The organism is Klebsiella sp. X13, assembly GCF_003323835.1.
GTDB classification, from domain to species: domain Bacteria; phylum Pseudomonadota; class Gammaproteobacteria; order Enterobacterales; family Enterobacteriaceae; genus Klebsiella; species Klebsiella ornithinolytica.
In genome coordinates this window covers 4,167,510-4,192,489 of sequence record NZ_CP030874.1, presented here as the reverse complement: position 1 = coordinate 4,192,489, position 24,980 = coordinate 4,167,510, and the positions used below count along the sequence as shown (strand labels likewise).

Genomic DNA, 24,980 nt, shown 5'->3' with positions numbered 1-24,980 from the left:
CGACCGCCTCGGCAAATCAGGCTTCGTAGTAGTTATAAATTCCCGCCGCCATGACCAGCTGTGACGCAACCTCATGGGCTTTTTCACGCCCGACCAGCAGGTCGATCATTTTGAGTGCAAAATCGATGGATGTTCCAGGCCCCTGGCTGGTGAGCAGGTTGACCCGCGGATCCCAGACCACGCGCTTGTCCTGCCACTGCTCTTCAGGGATGCGATCCTTGAGGGCCGGAAAACCGGTCATGTTGCCGATCGGGAAAAGGTTATGCGGCACCAGTACGGTCGCCGCCGCCGCGCAGATGGCGGCGACAATGCGTCCGGAAAGATGAAACTGGCGGACCGTTTCTACCAGCAGCGGGCTGTCACGGAAATATTCCGCGCCTTTTATCCCGCCGGGAAGAACGATAATGTCATAATCGCCGTCGGCGACCGCTACCAGCGGCGCATCCGCCAGCAGCTTGACGCCTCGCGAGCAGACGATGGTCAGGCTGCCATCGCTGGCGACGCTGGCCGTGGTGACCTGCACGCCGCCGCGGACCAGTAAATCCATTGTGGTGACCGCTTCGGTCTCTTCGCTACCAGGGGCGAGGCAAATCAGTGCCGACGCGCTCATATTCATTCTCCTTACGCTTTACCAGTTCAAACAAACGGGCGTTTTCCGGTACGGCAAGGCCGTGAGCGCGGGCGCGCTTCAGTAGAAAACCGGTGATATAGTCGATTTCCGTACGACGCTGCGCGCGGATATCCTGCAACATCGAAGAGATATTTTCTGCCGTACTTTCAATTACCTGATGGACATAAAATAACAGGTTTTCCGGTGAAGTATGAATACCTTCGCGCTCCATGACCGCAGCGACCTCCCGACAGATGACCTCAACTTCCTGCGGGTAGTCGCGCAAATCGCCGTTGCGGCACTCTTTCAGCGCCGTCAGCGGGTTAATTACGCAGTTGACCGCCAGCTTGCTCCACGTTGCCGGGCGGATATTATTATGCCAGGCGACGTCCGGCAGGACGCGTTGCAGGGTATCAGCCAGGTCGCTGTAATCCTGCGGATAGTCTTTCGCCGGGCCGATATGCGTCGTGCCGTTGGCGACGTGCACAATGACGTTGCCGTCGCGGCGTGCGGCCTGGGTTGTCGAGCCCTGCAGCAGCGGCTGCTGCACGCCTTTCAGTTCATCAATGGTCCCCATCCCGTTATGGATAAGCAGGATCGGAGACGCGGCGGGTAGAGTGTGCGCCAGATTTTTTACCGCGGTGGAGACCTGCCAGGCTTTTAGCGTCACCAGCAGCAGGTCGCTGCTGGCGAGAAAGTCAGGATCGTTGGCGGTTAACGACTCATTAAAAATCGTCCCGTCAGTCTCGATCAGATTGACGCTACAAAAGGGTTGTGGGACGCGTAACCAGCCCTGGACATCGTGTCCGTGTTTGCATAACGCGGTTAGCCACAGCTGCCCCAGCGCACCGCATCCGAGTACGGTTACTTTCATTGTTCCTCCTCACCTGCGACTACCCCAGGCATTTATAGCTAAAGTATATACTCGTTGCGCTACCGGCTGCAGCCCACACCGCGGTGGCCTGGCGGGCATTGCGCATCTGAACATCGGCTATGCTTGCGGGATAACCAGTTGAGTTATGTCGCGTTGCGGGTATTATGCAACGCAAAAGAAACAGAAGGAGAGGAAAAGATGCCATCTTTCGATATTGTCTCTGAAGTCGATCTTCAGGAAGTTCGAAACGCCGTAGAGAATGCGACCCGTGAAGTGGAGTCGCGTTTTGATTTTCGTAACGTTGAAGCGAGCTTCGAACTGAACGAAAAAAACGAGACCATCAAGGTCCTCAGCGAATCTGATTTCCAGATTAACCAGCTGCTGGATATTCTGCGTGCGAAGCTGTTAAAACGCGGCATTGAAGGCAGTTCTATCGAAGTGCCGGATGAGTTCGTACACAGCGGGAAAACCTGGTTTGTCGATGCGAAGCTGAAGCAGGGGATTGAGAGCGCGACGCAGAAAAAAATCGTCAAGCTGATCAAAGACAGCAAGCTGAAGGTGCAGGCGCAAATTCAGGGCGAAGAGATTCGCGTCACCGGTAAAGCGCGCGACGATCTGCAGGCGGTTATGGCGCTGGTGCGCGGCGGCGACCTGGGACAGCCGTTCCAGTTCAAAAACTTCCGCGACTAAGTCGGGTGTGCGCTGGCGTATCATCTGTAAACGTCAGCCAATAAAAAAGCGGGGCATTCCCCGCTTTTTTTATACCCCTTTGATGGCCTGCTCAATTTCGAAGCGGTTGGTCACCTTGCTGTCGATTTTGATATACACCGAACGTTCGTCGGGCACCACCAGAACCTGTTTGACCCCATCTGCGCGCTGCAGACGCTCCTGCAGCGCGCCATCGGCCACCACCTCATCGGGAATTTCGACCCGCAGGCTGCTGACGTACGGCGGTTCGCTCATCGTCCCGGCAACCAGCAGCCACAGCATCGCCAGCAGCGCGCCAAGCAGGAATACGGTTTGTGAATCAAAGAAGCCGTCTACCCAGCCGCCCAGCGCGCCGCCAATCGCCACGCCAAGGAACTGGCTGGTCGAATAGATGCCCATCGCGGTACCTTTATAGCCCGCCGGCGACTCTTTACTGATTAAAGAGGGAAGCAGGGCTTCCAGCAGGTTGAAGGCGAGGAAGAACAGCTGAACGCCGGCGACCAGCTCCCAGAAATAGCCGCCTGCCCCCCACAGGACAATTTCGGCCACCAGCAGCAGCGCGACGCAGAACAGGAACACGTGTTTCATCTTGCGCTTCACTTCGGCATAGATGATAAACGGCACCACCGAGACAAACGAAATCAGCATGGTGACCAGGTAAATTTTCCAGTGTTCGGCGGCGGGGAAACCGGCGGCTTCCAGCTGCCCTGGCAGGGCCACAAAGGTGGACATCAGCATGATATGCAGGCACATAATGCCGAAGTTGAGCTTCAGCAGTTTCGGCTCGGCAAGTACTTTGCTGAAACAGCCCTTTACCATACCCGATTCACGGTTCAGGACGTGGTTGTGACTGTCTGGCACCACCCACAGCGTCAGCAGGATGCCGATCGTCGCCAGGACGGCGATCATCCAGAACAGCGCATGCAGGCCCAGCTGGTGAGTAATAATCGGTCCCAGCACCATGGCGATGGCAAAGGTGACGCCAAAACTGACGCCGATAAAGGCCATCGCCTTCGTGCGGTTCTGTTCGCGGGTTAAATCGGAGAGTAGCGCCATGACCGCTGCGGCAATAGCGCCGGAACCCTGCAGCGCGCGTCCAAGAATAATGCCCCAGATGGAGTCGCTTAGCGCGGCGATTACGCTACCGATAACGAAGATTAACAGGCCGCCGACAATCAGCGGTTTACGACCAATACGGTCGGAGAGCAGGCCGAACGGAATCTGGAATACGGCCTGAGCCAGGCCATAGATACCAATGGCCAGGCCAATCAGCGCTTCGCTGGCGCCCTGTAACGCCATGCCATAGGTGGTCAAAACCGGCAGAACCATAAACATGCCGAGCATACGCAGCGAGAATACGGTCCCCAGACCCCAGGTCGCGCGCAGTTCACCTGGCGTCATTTTATTGTCGTTCATTACCACCTCAATCTAAAAACTGCGACTAGTGTAGTGGTGGTAGCCAGAAGCGTAAATAAATGTTTGTTTAACAGATATTACCGCTGTGTTGCATGATGAGGTAAACGCGGGGAAAACAAAGAAACCAGTGGAGAAGACTCCACTGGTTAATGGCATTTATTGTAAATTAAAGTCAACCCATTGGCTGCCGGCATCGGCGGATTTCACGCATTGCTCCACCCAGTAGACGCCGTGCAGACCTGCTTCAACGTCCGGGTACCAGAAGCTCTCCAGAAACGCGCGATCGCCCCGATCCATCGCATCGATGGCTATCGCATAGCGCCGGTAGAGGTTTGCCCACGCTTCAAACAGCCCCTCCGGGTGGCCGCCACCGATACGATCGTCTGCCAGGGCCGCGGCGCTGAGATACGGCATGCCGCGTTCAAGTACCCGCGCCGGCTCACCTTGTACCTCGTAGCTGAGCTGGTTAGGATGCTCATCCCACCACTCGATGCTGGCTTTCTCACCGACGATCCGCACCTTCTGCGAGTGCATCGCGCCGCTATTGACCGCGCTGGTCCACATTGAGCCGACGGCGCCGTTATCGTATTCCATCAGCACAAAGGCGTTATCTTCCAGCGGCGCGCGCGATGCAACGAAGCTCTGGCGGGAACACATCAGACGGCGAATGTTGAGGTGCGGTGCCATCGTTTCGGCCACAAAGAGCGGATGCGTTGCCAGGTCGCCCAGCACGTAGCTTGGTCCGGCATACTTCGGCGTAACGCGCCAGCGGGTTGACTCCGCCTGCAGCTCAACGGCTTCATTATGAAAACCGTGGGCAAACTGCATATTGATAATTCGAATCTGTCCGAGCAGCCCGTCGGCAATCATCTGGCGCGCCTGCTGAATCATCTGATACCCGGCATAGCCGTAAGTGACGCCGACGATTTTGTTATGCTTGATGCTCAGCTCCCGCAGCTCCTGGGCTTCCGCGGCGGTAAAGCAGAGCGGTTTTTCGCAGATGACGTGCAGTCCGGCTTCCAGCGCCGCTTTGGTAATGGCGAAGTGGGTATTGTTCGGCGTGGTTACCGATACCACTTCAATACCGTCAGGGCGCAGGGCCTCTTCGCGGAACAGCGTTTGATAATCGGCATAGCAGCGTCCCGGCGCGATCCCGAGCTGTTCACCAAACTGACGTCCGCGTTCGGCATCAATATCAAAAGCGCCGGCCAGCAAGGTAAAGACATTGTCACGTAGCGCGGCCGAGCGGTGGCTGTAGCCGATCTGGCTGGTGGCTCCGCCGCCGACCATTCCCCATCGCAGGGAGCGGGACAGGGGTTTCATGCCGTTTAACATGGTGTTCTCCTTGATACAAAGTACGGATGTCTGATGAGATTCGCTCCCTGCTCCAGGAAGCGGGACAGGACCCTGGCGCCACTCCTGGCGACGAAACTGTCGCCTGAGGAATGGCAAGGTAGATTAAAAATATTTATTTCATTTTTATTATTATATGAAATTAAATTTTTATTTATGAGAGAGGGATCGAAAAATTATCAAGATTATCCTCACCGTCCAGTGGGGCGCTGAAAAGCGACGATTTGACTAAAAGCGTATCAAATTAGATGATTAACCCTGCTTTTATTGATGTTTATGGACAGGGATGTGTGAGCGCGCGAGGGGATGTGCTGAGATAATGAGCAATATGATTTCATTTAGTATTTAAATGAAATTTATTTTTCTTTTTCTCCGCAATAAAGACAGCGGAAAAGTCGGCGCAACGGGGGATTACGCCGACATCTGTTTATGTGGATTGGCCCGCCTGGCCTGCCGCCCGCTGAATGGCGGCAACGATCTCCAGGGAACGCAGCGCATCGGCAGCATCGATCAGCGGTTTCTCCTCGCCGGTGATGACCTGCAAAAAGTGGTCAAGCTGCAGCATGAAGGGATCGATAGCTTCGACCTGAAGCCTGTCACTCAGCAGCGGGTGGAGCCAGCCGCGCGCTTCGCCATAGCGCCACCACTGCATCTGCGGGATCGCCAGCGCGCCGCGGGTACCGGAAATCAGATAGCAGTTTTCCGGCGCGTGGGCGTAGATCGCATTTTCTCCCGAGTTCATCTCCCAGCTCCAGGGGCCGACGCCGCAATCGGTGAGTACCGCGCTACCTAATGCTCCGCTGGCGAAACGAAGGTTTACCACCGCGCTGTCTTCGTTGGCGAAGCGGCGTACGGCATGGGAGGTAAAGGCCTGCACCTGGTCGATTTCACCAAACAGGTAGCGCATCAGGTCAATATCATGGACCAGATTGACCAGCAGCGGTCCCGCGCCGGGTTCACGGCGCCAGGCAACGTCAAAATAATCATCCGGCTTTTGCAGTACCCAGTGCGCGGAGACGGTGACGATTTGCCCGAGTTCGCCACTGTCGATCAATGTCCTTGCCGCGGCGATCAGCGCGTTGTGCCGCCGGTGGTGCCCCACCAGCACCGGAACCTGATGGCGAGCAGCGGCGTCGACCAGTTCCCGGGCGCGTTGCGGCGAGTCGGCGACAGGTTTTTCGACCAGCACCGGGATCCCGCGTTCGATGCAGGCCAGAGCGCAGGGCAGGTGCAGAATATTGGGCGTGGCGTTAATCACCCCCTGCGGCTGGACCGCGTCCAGCATGGTTTCAACGTTGTCATACCCTGCGATACCCAGCGATTGCGCCAGCGCCTGCGCCTGAGGTGAAGGATCGGCCAGAGCGACCAGCTCAGCCCGTGGGTTAGCGCGGATCACCGCAATATGTTTGCGTCCGATGGCGCCCGCGCCAATGACGGCAAGACGAATTTTGCTCACGACAGACTCCTCAGCGTGGGGGACGGGGCAGGGGAGGTAGATTCAGCATCGCTGGCAAATAGCCCCTTCACCACCAGACCGACGACGGTTAATGCCGCCGGGATCCCAAGGATTAAAAAGACGTTTTCGAAGCTGAGATTGAGCGCCATCATTTCCGCGCCGGCAAAGGCGCTGAGGATGGCGCCCATTCGGCCGACGCCGTGCATCCAGCTGGAGCCGGTAGCGCGCGCCTGGGTCGGATAATAGCGGGCGGAGAGCGCATTCATGCCGGTATTCGCGCCGTTCAGGCAAGCGCCGCCGACGAAGGCCAGCAGGCACAGCAGCGCAAAACTGGCGGCAGCGTAGCCCATGGCCATCGTAAACAGTCCGCCGATGGCATAAATCAGCCCCAGCGCGCGATGGGGATTGATGCGATCCATTAGCCAGCCGGCAAACAGAGAGCCTACGGTGCCGCCGGCCTGATAAATCGCCGTCATCACCGCCGCCTGGCTGACGGTCAGTCCCACCTCTTTGACCAGCGTCGGCAGCCAGCTGCCGAGGATATAAACCAGAAACAGGCCCATAAAATAGACCAGCCATAGCATCAGTGAGCCGAGGCGGTAGTGGCGCGAGAGGACCAGGCGCATGGCGTTGGTATTGGCGGGCTGCGCCGGGAGCGTGAATTCAGCGTTATCCGCAATTTGCCCCGGATAGAGCCGTTGTAATATCGCCCGGATTCGTGCCGCCGGCGCGCGTTTAACCACCAGAAAGCGCACCGACTCCGGCAGCAGCCAGATAAGCAACGGCGCGAACAGCAGCGGAAGAACCCCGCCGAGCGCCATCAGCGAATGCCAGCCAAAGCGCGGGATCAGCCACGAGGCGGAAAAGCCGCCCGCCGCCGCGCCAAAGGTAAAGCCGCAAAAAATCACCGTAATCAGAAATGAGCGCTGGCGCTCGGGGGCATACTCCGATACCAGCGTGCCGATATTGGGCATCGCCGCACCGAGTCCCAGTCCGGTCATAAAACGGAAGAAAATCATCTGTTCGATGTTCTGCGAGAAGGCGGTGACGATCGTCCAGAAGCCAAAGAAAAAGACGCTGTTGACGATGATTTTCTTTCGCCCCAACCAGTCGGCGAGCGGCCCGGAGAGGAGCGCCCCCAGAGCCAGGCCAATCAACGCCGCGCTGATGACGAAGCCGAGCTCGTAGTTGGTTACCCCCCATTCATGCTTCAGCGTCGGGGCGATAAACCCCATAATCGCAATATCAAAACCGTCGAGCGCAATCACGCAAAAGCCTAAGAAAACCACCAGTTTCTGGAAACGGCTGAGCGGATTACCGTTGATTAACTCTCTGACATCCAGGCGTTGGGTCTGAGTCATAGGGTTTTCCTTATGCGCAGGTGTGCAGGTAAGACTGCGCGGCATTGAACAGCAACCGCGCGCGGTTGAGGGCGGGCAGAGCGCCCTGGGCGCCGCTTAACGGGACTTCCAGCGATACCGGTAGCGTCGTCGGCAGCGCGGACATCAGCCCATGCAGATCCAGCCCGCCTTCGCCCGGCACCTTCCGCGCGGCGCGGGCCTGGTGGATCAGTTCCTGTTCGTTATCGGGAATCTGCGCCGGAGCGTCACACAGCTGCATATAGTTGAGGCACTCTGGCGGCAGGTCGGCGAGGCTGGAGAGCGACTCTCCCGCGCGCCAGAAGTGGATGGCGTCAATCAGAATCCCAATATCCGCTCGCCCGCTGGCCGAAATCAGCCGCCTGGCGTCAGCGATAGTACGCAGCTGGGTCCACGGCATGGGCTCCAGATTCATGGTTAAGCCATACCCCCGGCCGGCTTCGGCGAGCGCGGCAAGATTTTCAGCGCTGCGGGTCAGGTGGTTATCGTTGCCGGCCACCAGCACCTGACGAGCGCCCAGGCGCGCGGCGGTTTCAAGGAAGCTTTCCAGGCGGGCATTAAGCGAAAAGTCGCTCGTCAGACGCACGATTTCGACATCTGATACGCGAATACCGGTCTCCATCAGCGCAGAGAGCGTTGCGCGAACGGTCGCGGTATCGCCGAGCATATCGTAGTCAGGATCGGTCGGCGTGGCAGGGAGCAGACGCAGGCCGACATGAGTAAAGCCGCTTTGTGCCGCGATCCGCACCTGTTCCGGTGGCGGAACGTCGAGCACGGTGAGCGCGGCGAGGGACAGGGTTCGCATGTTCATAAAAGACTCCGGTACAGTTGCAGGTGATTGTTGTTATGTGTACTGCCGTCCCTGGTAAGATGTCGGTTACGATGCTGTTTTTGTTATATTGGCGGCCAGTGTTTTCCCCACCAGATAGCCAAAGGTCATGGCCGGACCGAGCGTAATACCGCCGCTGGGGTAGTACCCCTGCATCACGCTCGACATATCATTGCCAATGGCGTAGAGGCCAGCGATCGGCTGCTGATGCGCATCCAGCACTCGCGCCTGTTCATCGGTTTTCAGCCCGCTAAAAGAGCCCAGCGAACCCGGTAAAATACGCACCGCATAAAAGGGCGCATGGCGCAGCGGACCCAGCGTTGGATGATGAGGATGCCTGGCATCCCCCTGGGCCCGGTTATAGGCCGAGACGCCGCGCTGAAATTCCGGGTCCTCTCCTCGCGCGGCGTAGTCGTTAAAACGCGCCACCGTCTCTGCCAACTGCCCGCCATCGATGGCGCAATGTTCCGCCAGCGCCGCCAGCGTGGGGGCCGAGTGGAGATAGCCCGTGCGCAGCCATGCTGCCGGCGAAAATGGAAAGGGGCGGGCGTGGCCCAGACCATAGCGGCGCAGCGTCCGGCTATCGGCCAGCAGCCACGCTGTCGGCTGCTCTCCCGCAGGCGTTGCGGCCAGCAGCGCGGCAATAAAGTCGTGGTAGGAGTCGGCTTCATTAGTAAAACGCTTTCCATTGGGCAATACGGCGATAAACCCCGGCTTCGCGCGTTCAACCAGGTGCGGGAAGACCAGCTGCAGGCCGCTTGCGAGGGTGACGCGGGAGACCGGTGCCCAGGCCATGGCGTGTTTGAGCGAGGCGTCGAACTGACCGCCGACCGACTCCCCGAGCCGGATACCGTCCCCCTGATTACCCGGCGGCGCGGCGGAGAAGTGGCCATAGCCGTCCGCTGCATGGGGAACCTGCTGCGCCAGGCGTTGGCGATCGTGTGGAAAGCCGCCGCAGGCGAGGATCACGGCGCCGGCGTGAACCTCAATATCACCATCATCGCTACGCAGTACCGCGCCGCTGACCCCGGTCGATGATGTCAGCAGGCGAGCGACGGGGGCATTCAATTGAATACTGACGCCAGCGTCGAGCGCCGAACGCAGCAGGCGGCCCATCAACGCGTTACCATTAACCAGATACTGCCCGCGGCCAGTTCGCAGTCGCTGCCAGCCGTGGCGCAGCAGACGCCGGGCGGCATACAGCGCCGATCGCGGGGAGCGGGTTGCATTAAAAAAGTGCGCCATGTCGCTACCGCCGGCGATGCCCATGCCGGCGAGGCTGATGGTTTCCAGCGGCGGGCGCAGACGATGCAGCCAGTCGCCAAGCAAGCGTCCGTCAAACGGTTGTGCCGTCACCGAACGCCCCCCCTGGGCGTAGCCCGGTGACATGTGAAAATCCGGCATCTTACTGCCGGAGAGAAACTGCACCGCCGTATGGCGGCGGAAGAAATCGATCATCTCCGGGCCCTGCTGCAGGAAGGTGAGCAGGCGGGCATCGGCGGGCTGACCACCCATTTCATGCTGCAGATAGGTTAGCGGCGCGTCCTCTTGTTCCTGAATGCCCTCTTCGCGGGCGAGCGGGTTGCGCGGTATCCACAGCCAGCCGCCTGACCAGGCGCTGGTGCCGCCGATGACCGACTCTTTTTCGGCCAGCAGGACGCTGGCGCCCTTGAGGGCGGCGGTCACCGCGGCGGAAAGCCCCGCCGCGCCGGAACCGACGACCAGCACATCCACCTTTTTATGCCCGCTCATCTCCGGCCCCTTATTGCAGTGGTGAAAAATCAACAGGACGCAGCAGGACCGACTCCAGCCGCTCAACGGCCGCCAGTTCGCGGTTTTTACGCGAGAAGGTCAGCCAGCGTTCGTCCTGCGCCATGCGCGCCCGGCGTACCAGGCGATCGTCGAGGCTCTCGTAAGCCCAGATATGCACCACCTGATTCACGACGCCGATTTCGGTGAAGAAAAAACCGATCAGCTTACCGAGGTGCTCGGTCTGGACCGCGTAAGCATCGCTTTTGTACAGCGCCAGCCAGTCGGCCATTTTCAGCGGATTGAGGGTGTAGGTGCGTTTTTCATAGATCATGATGTTTCTCCTGTTGATGGGGTTAGTTGGTGTGTCATATGACGGGCACAGAGATAGCCGAAGGTCAGCGCCGGGCCGAGCGTAATGCCGGGACCGGGGTAGGTGCCCGCCATCATGGAATCCATATCGTTACCAACGGCATAAAGGCCTTGGATCGGCTGACGTTGTTGATTAAGAACCTGGGCATTCTCGCTGGTGACCAGGCCTCGCGACGTGCCTAAATCTCCGGTGTAGAGGGTGATGGCATAAAACGGAGCCTTCAGCAGCGGGGCATTGCAGGCGTTCGGTTGATGGCCCGGATCGCCCATCGCGCGGTTATAGCTGTTGCCGCCTTTGGCGAACTGCGGATCTTCTCCCTGCGCGGCATCGCGGTTGTAGCGGGCCACCGTCCCGGCGAGCGCTTGTGCGTCAAGTCCCAACTGTTGAGCAAGCCGGGCGAGGGAGTCCGCTTTGTGCAGGTAGCCGGCCTCGATCAGCGCATCGTTGTTAACCGGCGCGGGCCGCGCAAGACCGAGGCCGTAGCGTTTCATCGCCAGGGCATCGCAGATCAGAAAACAGGGGGCGTTTTCGGGTTGGCTTTGCATGGCGCTGGCGAAGTGGTGGTAGGAGTTTGATTCGTTGACGAAACGTTCCGCCTTTTGGTTGACGGCGATAACTCCCGGCTTGGCCCGGTCGGTGACCAGGTGCGGGAAGCGTTCTTCGCGCCCGTCGGCGTGGCGCAGTACCGAGACCGGCGCCCAGAAAAAATTGGACGGCAGGTCGGCGCCTTCGCAGGCGTTGAGTGCGCTGGCGAGACGGAAGGCGGCACCATCATTGCCGGCTGGCGACATGGAGTAATGCTCGCGGGTATGCGGCCGGTAGCGTGCCGCCAGCTCTCCTGCGGCAAAGCCGCCGGCGGCCAGCACCACGCCGCAGCGCGCCTGTAAGGTCTCTTGTCGGCCGTCGCATTCAATATTGACGCCGGTGACCGCGCCCTGGTGCTCAATCAGAGAAAGGACGTTGACGTTCAGCCGGAGCGTCATGCCTTTGCGCAGCGCCACGGTGGCCATGCGGGCAATCAGGGCGTTACCCATCGCCAGCCGGGTACCGCGCGGGTGGCTGATGCGGTCGCGCGCATAGCGTAGCAGCAGCTTCGCGCAGTGCGATAACGAGCGCAGCGAGCGGCGCATGTCCAGAAAATGCTGGATATCCACGCGGTTGACCATCATGCCGCCAAATAACAACATTCCCGGTGGGGGAGCGCGCAGATCGCGAAAGCGATCGCCGAGCTGGCGCCCGTCGTACTCCACAACCTCCAGCGCGCGTCCGCAATCAACGGCGCCCGGCTCATCAGGATAATAGTCCGGTGAGAGGGGGCGCAGACTGTACTTCACCGCGCCCTCTTTTTCGAGGAACGCCAGCGCCTCGCGCCCAGAAGCGACAAACGCATCGACGATGTCCGGACGATAGTTCTGTTCGCCGACGATCGTTTTCAGGTAGGTTTTGATCGCGTCCGCCGCGCCGCTTTTCCCCTGCGCACGCGCCTGATCGGTATCGTTGATCCATACCGCTCCGCCGGAGATTGCCGAGGTACCGCCAAACTGCGGCGCTTTTTCCAGCATCAGCACCGACAGCCCTTTGCAACAGGCCGTGACCGCGGCGGCAAATCCGCCGGCGCCGCTACCGATGACAATCACATCCCAGCTTTTCATGCCGCGGCCCCCTGTTCCTGCGGGATGGCTCCGATGAACTGCCCCATGAGCTTCATCTGCGCCAGCGCCATTTCGGGGCCGGTTTGTACCACGCAGCCGCGCGCCTGGGCGAAAGTCAGCAGCGGCGTGATTGCCGGTGCGGTAACGACGTCCGCGACATGGGTTGTCGGGGTGAGGGTTTCCAGTAAAGCCTGCGGCAGCGGCAGCGGATCGAAGTTTGCCATCCCGGCCGGAGAGCCGTTTACCAGCAGATCGAGACCGTTCAGGGTGTCAGGCAGCGCGGTGAGTTGGACCTGGGGGAAATGGGTGGCGAGGCGGTTATGCAGCAGCTGCAACGTGGTCGGATTCTGGTCGTGTAGCGCCAGCTGGCGGATGCCGGCTTCACACAGCCCCCAGGCGATGGCGCTGCCGACGCCGCCGCAGCCGGAGAGCAGCGCGCTCTTCCCTTCAGCCTGAAAACCGTGGGCCGCCGCGGCCAGAGAGAAACCGACGCCATCCAGCATATCGCCCTGCAGACGACCATCCGCCAGTTTGCGAATGACATTCACCGCGTTGAGATGGCGGGCACGCGGCGTTAACTCATCCACCAGCGTGGCGGCGCGCTGTTTATGCGGCACGGTGACCAGTACACCGCTCATGTTCAGCCATCCGCGTAACGCCAGCAAATAATCCGCCACCGCTTCCGGGGCGATATCGACCGGGATCATCACGCTGTCCATCTGCTGGTCGGCGAAGTAGCGGTTGAAGTTTTCCGGTGATTTAACCTGAGTAATCGGATGGCCGATAACGGCAACGACCTGCGTGAATCCACTGACCATTTCAAACCTCATTTGTTAAATGAATGTTGTGAAAGTATTTCAGCGGAACCTGAGAGCGACAACGCAGAATTCGGACGTATTGGTTGTTAATCGCACCACCACTGCGATAATCGCAGTGAATCGATGGCAATGTTGCAGAAATGTGAGCTGATATGCAAAACACAATACATCCGCGCGATTTGATAGTCGGTCTGCAAAAAGGACTGGCCTTGATCCAGCTTTTTTCCAAAGATTTTCCCCGGCTCAGCGTGCCTCAGGCGGCGAAAATGAGTGGCCTGACGCAGAGCGCCGCGCGACGTTTTCTGCTGACGTTGCTGCACGAACGCTATGTACAGACCGACGGGCGCTACTACTGGCTGACGCCAAAAGCGCTGCGCCTGGGGCAGGCCTATGTTGATTCGGCCCAGTTCCCGCGCATGGTCCGCCCCATCGTTGAGTACATTGCCAGCCGCACGGAAGAGCATGCGTCGGTAGGGGTGATTGATGAAGATGAACTGGTGTATATCGCGCGCAGCAAACATACGCCGTTTAACTCGACCTCGGTGCGGTTAGGGGAGCGGGTGCCAATATTCTGCACCGCCGGCGGGCGACTCTGGCTGGCCTCGCTGCCGGAAGACGAGTGCGAGATGATTTTGCGGCGAATCAAACGCGAACAGCGCACGCCGTATACGGTGACGGACGTGGCGATGCTGATGGACAAAATTGCGCTGGTGCGGCGCCAGGGGTTTGCCACTATCGAGCAGGAGTTTGAAATTGGGATGCTGGTTCTGGCGGTGCCTCTATCCGACAGGGAAGGGATGTACTGGGGGGCGCTGAGCCTGACCTCTCATCAGTCGCGGACTTCGCTGGATGCGTTGTGTCGCGACCATCTGGATCTGCTGTATAGCGCGCAGGCGATGCTGGTGGGATAACTCCGGGCAATAAAAAACCCCGCCGGAGCGGGGTTTGTCAGAGCGACAATCTTATCTGACGTAGGCCAGCAGATTGTGTGAATCCGGCACCATAAAGTCGACGGACATCATGACCGACAGCGCGGTAATGGCGACGATAGAAAAGACGAACAGCTTACGCGCCCAGACTTTATCATCCGCCACTTTGTAACCGCGCAGCGCCATCCCCAGCCACCAGACGCTCACCGCGGCCGCAACGACCAGGTATTTATACCCGGCGTAGCCACCCAGCGACAGCATCAGCGTAGCGACAGCAAAAGCCACGATGTACAGCGTAATGTGGTTTTTCGCCACGGAAATACCTTTCACGACCGGCAGAACCGGAATGTTCGCCGCCTGATAATCCTTGAAGCGGAAAATCGCGATGGCGTAGGAGTGAGGCATTTGCCACAGGCTGAAGATAGCCAGCAGAATCGCCGCGCCGCTATCGAAATTACCGGTCACCGCACAGTAGCCAATCACCGGCGGCGCAGCGCCGGAGAGAGAACCAATCAGCGTGCCGTAGACGGAGTGGCGTTTCATGTACAGGCTGTAGACGCCGACATAAACCACGAACCCCATCACCCCCAGCCAGCAGGCCAGAGGGTTAGCGCCAAACCACAGGAGCATGAAGCCAGCAATACCCAGCAAGGTGGCGTATACCAGCGAAACTTGTGGCGAGATCAGCCCTTTGACCAGCACCCGGTTTTTCGTCCGTTCCATCTTACGATCGATGTCACGGTCGATGTAGTTGTTGAATACACAACCCGAGGCGACCACCAGGGACACCCCAAGGAGCGTCCATGCAAACAGCGGATAGTCGATGTGGCCCTTGGAGGCCAACAGGAAACCGCCGATCACGGAGATCAGGTTGCCAAAAATGATGCCAGGTTTCGTTACTTGCAGGTATTGCTTAAACATACTTGCCGCTCTTAGTGCATCATCATGTTGTAGTTCAGGTTCCACATAATCCAGATGGAGCCAACAACAACGATAGCAATGATGATTACGGTGAAGATAAACGCGGTCAGGTTCCAACCTTCGTCAGACTTGCTGTTCATGTGCAGGAAGTACACCAGGTGTACCAGAATCTGCACAACAGCAGTGACCAGGATAGTTCCAAGAATAGCCGCATGCGATGCGGAGCCACTCATAACCATAGCAAACGGAATAACCGTCAGAATGATCGACAGGACGAACCCTGTCATGTAGCTCTTTACGCTGCCGTGAGAAGCGCCGTTATGATCGCTAGAATGACTCATTACATTGCCCCCATCAGATAAACAACCGAGAACACGCAGATCCACACAACGTCCAGGAAGTGCCAGAACAGGCTCAGGCACATGATACGGGTGCGGTTAGTGTTGGTCAGGCCACGACGTGAAACCTGAACCATCAGCACCGCCATCCAGATCAGACCGGAGGTGACGTGCAGACCGTGGGTTCCGACCAGCGCGAAGAACGCTGACAGGAAGCCGCTGCGATCCGGGCCCATACCTTCAACAATCAGGTGATGGAATTCATAGAGTTCCATCGCGATGAACCCTGCCCCGAAGAGGAAGGTCAGCGCCAGCCAGGAGACAACCTGGCTCTTGTTGTTTTTGTACATGGCGATAGCCGCCATGCCGTAGGTGATGGAGCTGAACAGCAGCAGCGCGGTTTCAACCAGAACGAACGGCAGTTCAAAAATATCTTTACCGGTCGGTCCGCCAGCCGTGCCGTTCACCAGAACGGCATAGGTAGCAAACAGGGTGGCGAAGATAATGCAGTCGCTCATCAGGTAGATCCAGAAGCCGAATACCTTCATCGGCCCTGTATCGTGGTGCCCGTGTTCATGCGCGTGGGCGTTATGCGCAAGAGTATCAGTTGCCATTTTTCAGCCCTGCTTTGTTAATCTCATCGAAATGCTGATTTTCCAGTTTTTCGACTACTGCAACCGGCACGTAGTAATCCACGTCCTCGTCAAAGCTCTTAATAATCCAGGTCACCAGGATACCGACGAAGCTTGCAATCGCCATCCACCAGATGTGCCAGATCATCGCGAAACCAAACACCGTTGCGAAAGCAGCAATAACGATGCCGGCGCCGCTGTTTTTCGGCATATGAATCTCTTCATAGCCAGCCGGTTTCTTATACGCTTCGCCTTTTTCTTTCATTTCCCAGAACGCGTCACGTTCGTGAACGACAGGAACGATAGCGAAGTTGTAGAACGGAGGCGGAGAAGAGGTTGCCCACTCCAGAGTACGGCCGCCCCACGGGTCACCGGTCAGGTCGCGGTTCTGTTCGCGATCGCGGATAGACACGTAGAACTGAATCAGCTGGCAGAGGATACCGCAGGCAATCAGCGCCGCACCGCATGCCGCAACAACCAGCATCGGGTGGAACTGCGGGTCAATCTGCTGGCTCAGGCGACGGGTCATCCCCATGAAGCCCAGCACGTACAGCGGCATAAATGCAACGAAGAAGCCGATGATCCAGAACCAGAAAGCGCGTTTGCCCCAGGTTTCGTTCAGCGTGAAGCCAAAGGCTTTCGGCCACCAGTAGGTCAGACCAGCAAAGCAACCGAATACCACACCACCGATAATGACGTTGTGGAAGTGGGCAATCAGGAACAGACTGTTGTGCAGCACGAAGTCCGCGCCCGGTACCGCCAGCAGAACGCCGGTCATACCACCAACAGAGAAGGTCACGATGAAGCCGATAGTCCACAGCATGGCTGAGTTGAAGACGATGCGGCCCTGGTACATGGTGAACAGCCAGTTGAAGATCTTAACCCCGGTCGGGATGGCGATAATCATGGTGGTAATACCGAAGAAGGCGTTGACGTTCGCGCCGGCACCCATGGTGAAGAAGTGGTGCAGCCAAACGATGAACGACAGAACGGTAATACACACTGTTGCCCATACCAGCGAGGTGTAGCCAAACAGACGCTTACGCGAGAAGGTTGCAGCGATTTCGGAGAACACCCCGAAGACCGGCAGAACCAGGATATACACTTCCGGGTGGCCCCAGGCCCAAATCAGGTTGATGTACATCATCATGTTGCCACCCATATCGTTGGTAAAGAAATGGGTGCCCAGGTAGCGGTCCAGGGTCAGCAGCGCGACGGTGACGGTCAGGATTGGGAAGGAGGCGATAATCAGGATGTTGGCGCACAGAGATGCCCAGCTAAATACTGGCATCTTGAACATCGTCATGCCAGGGGCACGCATCTTGATAATGGTCACGAAGAAGTTAATACCGGTTAACGTCGTACCAATACCGGAGAGCTGGAGAGCCCAGATCCAGTAATCGACCCCAACGCCCGGACTGTACTCGATTCCCGACAGCGGCGGATAGGCCAGCCAACCGGTCTGAGCGAATTCACCGACGCCCAGAGACAAGTTAACCAGAATCACGCCCACAACGGTGAACCAGAAGCTCAGGTTGTTGAGGAACGGGAAGGCAACGTCGCGCGCACCGATCTGCAGCGGAACCACGAGGTTCATCAGACCGATAACAAACGGCATCGCTACGAAGAAGATCATGATAACGCCGTGGGCGGTAAAGATCTGATCGTAGTGGTGAGGCGGCAGGAACCCTGCTTCCCCGGCCGAGGCCAGCACCTGCTGGCTACGCATCATAACGGCGTCAGCGAAGCCACGCAGCAACATCACTATTGCTACGATGACATACATGATACCGAGTCGTTTGTGGTCGACCGAAGTCAGCCACTCATTCCAAAGGTAGGACCACTTACCGAAGTAAGTGATTGCCGCCAGAAGCGCCAGTCCCCCGATGATAATCGCAGCCACCGTAACCACAATAATGGGTTCGTGGTAGGGCACTGCATCCAGTGTAAGTTTTCCGAACATCGTTTTCTTCCTCGGCCCCTTAGTGAGCGGTTTCCGCGTGGCTCATGTCCATGCCTTCCATCCCTTCGTGCGCTGCGTGCTCGCCTTCAGGTTGGGACATATCCATGCTCTTGCCATGAGACATAAATTTGTTCACAACATCTTTAAACAAATCCGGTTTCACGTCAGAGAAGTATTCCACTTTGTTGTATTCGCTAGGCGCAGCCAGTTTGTCGAAGGCCGCCATGGAGTCCATGGTGTTCGACGACTGTTTCGCTTTCGCTACCCACTGATCGAAGGTTGCACGATCCGGCGTGGCGATAGCTTTGAACTTCATACCAGAGAAGCCCGGGCCGCTATAGCTTGCGGAGATACCGTCATAAGTGCCAGTTTCATTCGCGATGAGGTGCAGCTGAGTCTGCATCCCGGCCATTGCGTAAATCTGGCTGCCTAAACGTGGGATAAAGAACGAGTTCATCACGGAGTTAGAGGTCACTTTGAAGTGTACCGGTACGTTCGCCGGGAAGGCGATTTCGTTGACGGTAGCAATACCCTGTTCCGGATAGATGAAGAACCATTTCCAGTCCATCGAAACAACTTCGATGACGATCGGTTTCTCTTCGTGAGCAAGCGGTTTGCTTGGCTCAAGTGCGTGAGTGGTTTTCCAGGTCAGAACGGCCAGGAACAGGATGATCAGAATAGGAACCGTCCAGACCACAGCTTCAACTTTGTTGGAGTGTGACCAGTTCGGGCTATACTTCGCATCTTTATTACTCGCACGATACTTCCAGGCAAATCCTACTGCCATTAAGACGGCGGGAATAACGACAATCATCATCAGGCCAAAGGCCGTCAGTATCAGAGAACGTTGCTCCAGTCCAATCTGTCCTTTTGGGTCAAGGAGCGCAGAATCACAACCACTGAGTAATACAGTACCTGCGATTAATGACATCCATCCCAAACTTTTATTGTATTTCCTAAGTCTCATTGAACGACCTCAATTCCACGGAATCTGGTGGCGCTTAAAGTGTACGGGCATTTTACGGGAAGGTTGCATTACTGTAAACATGATTGGGGCTGTGTCAGTTCTGTGTTAGCGGGTTCTGCTCGCTTTGTCACATATGTAACCGAGTGTGACGCTGATGCTTGCAAAGCACGTTATATGCAGGATCTATAACGAAAGAGATAAGAATGGATGGGCTTATGGGGTAATGAGTATAAACACCCGAAAAATAACACAACTAATTAACAATTAATTATCAAATAAAAGACATTGCGCGGTGGCGATAATAAATCGCTTTTGCTGAATCGGTTAAATTATTTAATGTTTTGAATAAAAGTTGTCAATAACTTCCAAAAATGTAAAGCGCACAAAACAACAAATGAAAAATGAACAATATAAAATCGTTAATAAGCCGTTATAATTACGAACAGTGATTACAACGGCTAATAACAGCGCAATGATGCGTTAAATCAGCGCACTCTTCCGTAACGCCAGATAATCCAGCAGACTTCCGAGCACAACGCCGGCGATGGCGGTGAGGGCCGCAATTTCCAGTAGCGTGGGCAGGAAGGAAAAAGAGGTGAAGTCGAGGGCATTGAGTATCAGCAACAGCAGCCATATGCCCAGCATCAGCGAACCCACGGCCAGAATCAGCAGCGCCAGCGTATAGGTCTGTGGATAGTCCGTGCGCGGAATAAAGCTTCCGGTGCGTTGCGTGTACTCCAGGGTTTGCCGGCAGAGCAGCAGGAGCACAATTCCCGGGACGGCGGCAAAGACAGAGAACAGATAAAATGTCGGCCAACCGTGAGCTTCGACGAACCAGCCGGCAATGGGCCCGACGTACACGCGACCGACTGCCGATAGCGCGGACAGCAAAGCAAACTGGGTGGCGGAAAACGATTTATTACACAGGGTCATTAACAGGGCGACAAATGCCGCCGTGCCCATACCGCCGCACAGGTTTTCGAAAAAGACCGCCGTCGCCATGGAGTAAAGATGTTTATCGGTAATCGACAGCAGCCAGTAGCCGGCATTGGATACGCCCTGTAGCACGCCGAAAATCAGCAGGGCGCGAAACAGGGTGAGGCGCTGCATGAGTACGCCGCCGTAAAGTGCGCCAACAATCGTCGCGAAAAGTCCCAGCGTTTTATTGACCATTCCCACCTCGCCGGCATCAAAACCGACTCCGCGAATCAAAAACGTGGTGGTCAGACTCATCGCAAAGGCATCGCCGAGCTTATAAAGGACGATTAACAGCAGGATCAGCCAGGCGTTGTTACGTCCGAAGAAGTCGCGCAGCGGTTCGGCGACCGCCTGTTCGAGGCTTTTTGGTACCGGAATCACATCGCTCGGTTCTGGCGCCAGCAGGGTGGCGATAATGCAGGGAATCAGCAGCACGGCCATCAGCCAGTACATTCCCTGCCAGCCGAGCCAACGGTCAGCCAGCCACAGCGCCAGGCCACCGGAGACCAGCATCCCCAGGCGATAGCCCAGCACGCTGATGGCCGCGCCAGCGCCGCGCTCCTCTGCCGTCAGCACATCGGTTTTCCACGCATCGAAGACGATATCCTGCGATGCGGAGCAGAAGGCGATAACGACCGCTAATGCGGCCATCCAGCGGAGCTGGGTCGAAGGCTCAAGGAATCCCATGGCGGCAATGGCGATAAGCAGCAGAAACTGCGTGGTCAGCAGCCAGCCGCGGCGCCGGCCAAGAAACGGCGGCGTGTAGCGGTCCATTAACGGCGACCAGAGAAACTTAAAGACGTAAGCCTGGCCAACCAGCGAGAAGAAGCCGATCGTTTTCAGATCGATATTTTCAACGGTCATCCACGCCTGGAGCGTGCCGGAGGTCAGCGCCAGAGGCAAGCCGGAAGCAAACCCAAGAATCAGCAAAATAGCTGATTTAGGCTGCTGGAAAATGCGTAAGTAGTGGTTGGACATGGTTTATGGCGCCAACCCGGCGCGAGGCCGGGTTGGCGAACGATCAACGCGCGTTTTGCTTGATGAAATCATGAATGCTGGTGTCCTGCGCCATATCGGCGATGGTATCGGTCAGGACGCTGTTCACCGCATTGGCGATATTCTGGTTGGAGGCCTGGAAGGCGCCTTCAACAGAGTAGCTTGCGCGATAGTTTTTGGTCATTTTGGTGCCGTTCGCGGCGGTGGCGATAATCGCGATATCTGCCTTCGTGGCGATGTTGTAGCGCACGTTGCCCTGGGAAACGTCGGCATACAGTTTATTCACGATAATCTGCAGATCGACTGCGCCGTTCGGCCCAATCATATAACCGCGCGCGGTCATTTGTTTTTCCAGCACTTCCTGCAGCAGGAAGCGCAGGTCGCGGGAGGCGGTCAGCGTAACCTGTTGGTTATCGCGGGTAACCTTCGCCAGCGCCTGATCCGGACGCTGGTCCGCACCGTTAATGCTGACGGTGACGCCCATCAGGCTTGGGTCCTGCTGCGGCAGGCTCATTTTCGGCGATACATCAATGGTAGTCGGAGGCGTCGCGCATCCTGCCAGCATAAACATCGCGACCAGCGGGAAAAGAATTTTCTTAAACATGTTCAGGGTCTCAGCGCATGGTGTTGTTATACCCGTCATACTTCAGGCAACGGTTGCGTTAGCGGCTCTTGTTCGCCCTCGTCACTCGCTTCAGCAAGCGCCTGAGGACTCTCCCGTTTGTAGCCTTTCCGTCGCTCAAATCTATTTCGGGTCATTGAGGAAAATTACCGCCATCATAACATCGCCAACGGCGAGGGGAAGTGGCAACGCATGTAAATTCATCGCGTTGTACATTTTATCGCCGCCTCCCATTTTTATCGCGATCCAGGCGGACGTTCTGGGGGAGAGAGTGAGTAAACTTGATACTTTTGAATGAAAATATCAGAAGAATGCTAATTTTTTGTTGTTTTCCCCTAATGGAAGCGGTAAAAGCGGCTAACATTTAAAAGGAATGGCGGCATCTCAGCGTTGTCGGAGGAGAAAATTCATGATGATACGTGAACAGATCGAAGCAAAACTTAGGGCAGCGTTCGACCCCGTGTATCTCGAAGTCGTGGATGAAAGTTATCGCCACAATGTCCCGGCTGGCTCTGAAAGTCATTTTAAAGTGGTGTTGGTGAGCGATCGTTTCACCGGCGAGCGTTTTCTGAACCGTCACCGTATGATCTACGGTACGCTGACTGAGGAGCTGTCGAGCACTGTGCATGCGCTGGCGCTGCATACCTATACGATTAAAGAGTGGGAAGGGCTCCAGGACACGGTATTTGCATCTCCTCCTTGTCGCGGTGCGGGAAGTATCGCCTAGAAATCGTATTTGCAACCGCGGGAACTTTTCCAGTATGTTGCGTGAAGATTTATCAAAAAACGGCCTGCGGGCCGTTTTGTTTTGTCTGAAAATGTGTGCAGTGGGCGCTTTTAAAGACAAATTTGCGCGGGAATTGTGAAAAATGCCGCAGCCGTGGGCGACAACCGTTCTCGACTCACAAAAGTGATGCCGCTATAATGCCGCGTCTTATATGAATGTCTTCGGGATGATTCTGGCGACAGGGAATGTGTTTCTGATTGAAGAGGGCATCCCGGTTCTGCGAAGCAACGTACACGCGCTTCCAGAGTTGACCGAGCACTGTGATTTTTTTGAGGTAACAAGATGCAAGTTTCAGTTGAAACCACTCAGGGCCTTGGGCGCCGTGTAACGATTACTATCGCCGCTGACAGCATCGAGAATGCTGTCAAAAGCGAGCTGGTCAACGTGGCGAAAAAAGTTCGCATTGACGGCTTCCGTAAAGGGAAAGTGCCGATGAATGTTGTTGCTCAGCGTTATGGCGCATCCGTTCGCCAGGACGTGCTGGGCGACCTGATGAGCCGTCACTTCGTTGACGCGATCATCAAAGAGAAAATCAATCCAGCCGGCGCACCGAACTACGTTCCGGGCGAATACAAGCTGGGTGAAGACTTCACCTACGCGGTAGAGTTCGAAGTTTATCCGGAAGTTGCGCTGCAGGGTCTGGAAACTATCGAAGTTGAAAAACCGGTTGTTGAAGTGACCGAAGCTGATGTCGACACCATGCTGGACACGCTGCGTAAGCAACAGGCTAACTGGAAAGACAAAGATGGCGCTGTTGATGCAGAAGACCGCGTAACCATCGACTTCACCGGTTCTGTTGACGGCGAAGAGTTCGAAGGCGGCAAAGCGACTGACTTCGTACTGGCGATGGGCCAGGGTCGTATGATCCCAGGCTTTGAAGACGGTATTAAAGGCCACAAAGCGGGCGAAGAGTTCACTATCGATGTGACCTTCCCGGAAGAATACCACGCAGAAAACCTGAAAGGTAAAGCGGCTAAGTTCGTTATCAACCTGAAGAAAGTTGAAGAGCGCGAGCTGCCGGAACTGACTGCTGAATTCATCAAACGTTTCGGCGTTGAAGATGGTTCCGTAGAAGGTCTGCGCGCTGAAGTGCGTAAAAACATGGATCGCGAGCTGAAAGGCGCCGTGCGTAACCGCGTGAAGTCTCAGGCTATCGAAGGTCTGGTTAAAGCGAACGACATCGACGTGCCGGCTGCCCTGATCGACAGCGAAATCGACGTTCTGCGTCGTCAGGCTGCTCAGCGTTTCGGTGGCAATGAGAAGCAGGCTCTGGAACTGCCGCGCGAACTGTTCGAAGAGCAGGCTAAACGCCGCGTAGTTGTCGGTCTGCTGCTGGGCGAAGTGATTCGTACCAACGAGCTGAAAGCTGACGAAGAGCGTGTTAAAGGCCTGATCGAAGAGATGGCTTCCGCTTACGAAGATCCGAAAGAAGTTGTTGAGTTCTACAGCAAAAACAACGAACTGATGGACAACATGCGTAACGTTGCGCTGGAAGAGCAGGCTGTTGAAGCCGTTCTGGCAAAAGCGAAAGTGTCTGAAAAAGCCACGACCTTCAATGAACTGATGAACCAGCAGGCGTAATTTCGCCCACGGTTTAACGTTCAGGTAAAACCCGTTGCCGAGAGGCGGCGGGTTTTTTTTTATCGCAGCAATAGCTTCAGGATGAGTGCGAAAACGCGATATCAATGATAGCGTTACGACAAAAGCTTGTTATGCTTGAATTATGATTGCATCGTCCCCACAACGAGGAGACGAAACTGCACGCGTGAAATCATGCATAATGACGAAGCGTGTCTGTCGGGATTTGTTCAGGTTACGGGCGTAAGGCCGATATCCAGGTAATTTGAACGATGACGGACAGAAGACTCTGGCTGATAATCCGTCCATAAGGTTACAATCAGTGCGGCAGGTTTATTCAAAATTAATCCAGGAGACGGAAATGTCATACAGTGGCGAACGAGATAACTTTGCACCCCATATGGCCCTGGTGCCGATGGTCATTGAACAGACCTCGCGCGGTGAACGTTCTTTTGATATCTACTCCCGTCTGCTCAAGGAACGCGTCATCTTTCTGACCGGCCAGGTGGAAGACCACATGGCGAATCTGATCGTGGCGCAGATGCTTTTTCTGGAAGCAGAGAACCCGGAAAAAGACATTTATCTGTACATTAACTCTCCGGGCGGGGTGATCACCGCCGGGATGTCGATTTACGACACCATGCAGTTCATCAAGCCTGACGTGAGCACCATTTGTATGGGCCAGGCGGCATCGATGGGCGCGTTCCTGCTGACCGCAGGGGCAAAAGGCAAGCGTTTCTGCCTGCCGAATTCCCGCGTGATGATCCACCAGCCGCTGGGCGGCTATCAGGGTCAGGCGACGGATATCGAAATTCACGCCCGCGAGATCCTGAAAGTGAAAGGGCGGATGAATGAACTGATGGCACACCATACGGGTCAATCCCTTGCGCAGATTGAGAACGACACCGAGCGTGACCGTTTCTTGTCAGCCTCCGAAGCGGTGGAATACGGCCTGGTCGATTCCATTTTGACCCATCGTAATTGATGCCCCTGGCGCAAGGGGGCCGCTATACTTGTCTGGAGTAGGGCGGCACAACGCTTATCAGCGGCTT

23 protein-coding genes are annotated in these 24,980 nt (G+C 56.6%); 5 read left to right on the top strand and 18 right to left on the bottom strand.

Annotated features, from left to right (window positions below; genetic code table 11):
- Positions 1–16 precede the first annotated feature (16 nt).
- Positions 17–610 (bottom strand): protein deglycase YajL, encoded by a 594-nt coding sequence (yajL, locus tag DSD31_RS19925; RefSeq protein ID WP_004858649.1) that lies wholly within the window; start codon positions 608–610, stop codon positions 17–19.
- Entirely contained in the window at positions 573–1,484 is a 912-nt protein-coding gene (gene panE, locus DSD31_RS19920) for a 2-dehydropantoate 2-reductase (protein ID WP_064368311.1), read from the bottom strand. Before panE ends, yajL begins: the two co-directional genes overlap by 38 nt.
- A 198-nt stretch (positions 1,485–1,682) precedes the next feature.
- On the opposite strand from panE, the gene DSD31_RS19915 reads away from it, so the two are divergent.
- Positions 1,683–2,174: a YajQ family cyclic di-GMP-binding protein gene (locus DSD31_RS19915; protein ID WP_004858653.1), complete on the top strand. Its 492-nt coding sequence runs from the start codon at positions 1,683–1,685 to the stop codon at positions 2,172–2,174.
- Between the two features lie 69 nt (positions 2,175–2,243).
- On the opposite strand, the gene DSD31_RS19910 is transcribed toward DSD31_RS19915, so the two are convergent.
- The 9 genes from DSD31_RS19910 to DSD31_RS19870 form a co-directional block, all read right to left on the bottom strand.
- A complete protein-coding gene (locus DSD31_RS19910) occupies positions 2,244–3,608 on the bottom strand; it encodes an MFS transporter (RefSeq protein WP_069476206.1) in 1,365 nt (454 codons plus the stop codon).
- Between the two features lie 156 nt (positions 3,609–3,764).
- Positions 3,765–4,943, bottom strand: a complete 1,179-nt coding sequence (locus tag DSD31_RS19905; RefSeq protein ID WP_004858665.1) for a Gfo/Idh/MocA family protein — start codon at positions 4,941–4,943, stop codon at positions 3,765–3,767.
- A 445-nt stretch (positions 4,944–5,388) separates the two neighbouring features.
- Positions 5,389–6,417 carry a Gfo/Idh/MocA family protein gene (locus DSD31_RS19900; protein WP_015585033.1) on the bottom strand — a complete coding sequence of 343 codons (1,029 nt, stop codon included), beginning with the start codon at positions 6,415–6,417 and terminating at the stop codon, positions 5,389–5,391.
- A complete protein-coding gene (locus DSD31_RS19895) occupies positions 6,414–7,778 on the bottom strand; it encodes an MFS transporter (protein ID WP_113991271.1) in 1,365 nt (454 codons plus the stop codon). The genes DSD31_RS19900 and DSD31_RS19895 overlap by 4 nt, the downstream gene beginning before the upstream one ends.
- A gap of 10 nt (positions 7,779–7,788) precedes the next feature.
- Complete coding sequence (locus DSD31_RS19890; protein WP_004858682.1) at positions 7,789–8,607, bottom strand: sugar phosphate isomerase/epimerase family protein; 819 nt, start codon at positions 8,605–8,607, stop codon at positions 7,789–7,791.
- A 66-nt stretch (positions 8,608–8,673) separates the two neighbouring features.
- Positions 8,674–10,377 carry an FAD-dependent oxidoreductase gene (locus tag DSD31_RS19885; RefSeq protein ID WP_032716755.1) on the bottom strand — a complete coding sequence of 568 codons (1,704 nt, stop codon included), beginning with the start codon at positions 10,375–10,377 and terminating at the stop codon, positions 8,674–8,676.
- 10 nt (positions 10,378–10,387) lie between these two features.
- A complete protein-coding gene (locus DSD31_RS19880) occupies positions 10,388–10,708 on the bottom strand; it encodes an NIPSNAP family protein (protein WP_004858687.1) in 321 nt (106 codons plus the stop codon).
- Positions 10,705–12,399, bottom strand: a complete 1,695-nt coding sequence (locus DSD31_RS19875; RefSeq protein ID WP_004858689.1) for an FAD-dependent oxidoreductase — start codon at positions 12,397–12,399, stop codon at positions 10,705–10,707. The genes DSD31_RS19880 and DSD31_RS19875 overlap by 4 nt, the downstream gene beginning before the upstream one ends.
- On the bottom strand, positions 12,396–13,217 hold the full coding sequence (locus DSD31_RS19870; RefSeq protein ID WP_004858692.1) for a shikimate dehydrogenase family protein: 822 nt from the start codon (positions 13,215–13,217) through the stop codon (positions 12,396–12,398). The genes DSD31_RS19875 and DSD31_RS19870 overlap by 4 nt, the downstream gene beginning before the upstream one ends.
- Before the next feature lie 152 nt (positions 13,218–13,369).
- Between DSD31_RS19870 and DSD31_RS19860 the strand changes: the two genes are divergently transcribed.
- Complete coding sequence (locus tag DSD31_RS19860; protein ID WP_004858693.1) at positions 13,370–14,128, top strand: IclR family transcriptional regulator domain-containing protein; 759 nt, start codon at positions 13,370–13,372, stop codon at positions 14,126–14,128.
- 51 nt (positions 14,129–14,179) lie between these two features.
- On the opposite strand, the gene cyoE is transcribed toward DSD31_RS19860, so the two are convergent.
- From cyoE to DSD31_RS19825, 7 genes are all read right to left on the bottom strand, one after another.
- Positions 14,180–15,067, bottom strand: coding sequence for a heme o synthase (gene cyoE, locus DSD31_RS19855; RefSeq protein ID WP_004858694.1), 888 nt, complete (start codon positions 15,065–15,067; stop codon positions 14,180–14,182).
- An 11-nt stretch (positions 15,068–15,078) separates the two neighbouring features.
- The gene (locus DSD31_RS19850; protein WP_004858696.1) at positions 15,079–15,408 is read right to left on the bottom strand and encodes a cytochrome o ubiquinol oxidase subunit IV; all 330 of its coding nucleotides are present in this window, start codon (positions 15,406–15,408) and stop codon (positions 15,079–15,081) included.
- Entirely contained in the window at positions 15,408–16,019 is a 612-nt protein-coding gene (locus tag DSD31_RS19845) for a cytochrome o ubiquinol oxidase subunit III (RefSeq protein ID WP_004129790.1), read from the bottom strand. Before DSD31_RS19845 ends, DSD31_RS19850 begins: the two co-directional genes overlap by 1 nt.
- Positions 16,009–18,000, bottom strand: a complete 1,992-nt coding sequence (gene cyoB, locus DSD31_RS19840) for a cytochrome o ubiquinol oxidase subunit I (RefSeq protein WP_004858703.1) — start codon at positions 17,998–18,000, stop codon at positions 16,009–16,011. The genes DSD31_RS19845 and cyoB overlap by 11 nt, the downstream gene beginning before the upstream one ends.
- A gap of 19 nt (positions 18,001–18,019) precedes the next feature.
- Positions 18,020–18,967: a cytochrome o ubiquinol oxidase subunit II gene (cyoA, locus tag DSD31_RS19835; protein WP_004858705.1), complete on the bottom strand. Its 948-nt coding sequence runs from the start codon at positions 18,965–18,967 to the stop codon at positions 18,020–18,022.
- A 480-nt stretch (positions 18,968–19,447) separates the two neighbouring features.
- Complete coding sequence (ampG, locus tag DSD31_RS19830) at positions 19,448–20,923, bottom strand: muropeptide MFS transporter AmpG (RefSeq protein WP_004858707.1); 1,476 nt, start codon at positions 20,921–20,923, stop codon at positions 19,448–19,450.
- Positions 20,924–20,966: 43 nt separating this feature from the next.
- A complete protein-coding gene (locus tag DSD31_RS19825) occupies positions 20,967–21,545 on the bottom strand; it encodes a lipoprotein (protein ID WP_004858708.1) in 579 nt (192 codons plus the stop codon).
- A gap of 427 nt (positions 21,546–21,972) precedes the next feature.
- Between DSD31_RS19825 and bolA the strand changes: the two genes are divergently transcribed.
- The 3 genes from bolA (at position 21,973) to clpP (ending at position 24,913) form a co-directional block, all read left to right on the top strand.
- Complete coding sequence (gene bolA, locus DSD31_RS19820) at positions 21,973–22,290, top strand: transcriptional regulator BolA (protein WP_015585028.1); 318 nt, start codon at positions 21,973–21,975, stop codon at positions 22,288–22,290.
- A 342-nt stretch (positions 22,291–22,632) separates the two neighbouring features.
- Positions 22,633–23,931, top strand: coding sequence for a trigger factor (tig, locus tag DSD31_RS19810; RefSeq protein ID WP_004858711.1), 1,299 nt, complete (start codon positions 22,633–22,635; stop codon positions 23,929–23,931).
- Between the two features lie 358 nt (positions 23,932–24,289).
- Positions 24,290–24,913 (top strand): ATP-dependent Clp endopeptidase proteolytic subunit ClpP, encoded by a 624-nt coding sequence (clpP, locus tag DSD31_RS19805; RefSeq protein WP_004858713.1) that lies wholly within the window; start codon positions 24,290–24,292, stop codon positions 24,911–24,913.
- Positions 24,914–24,980: the final 67 nt, after the last annotated feature.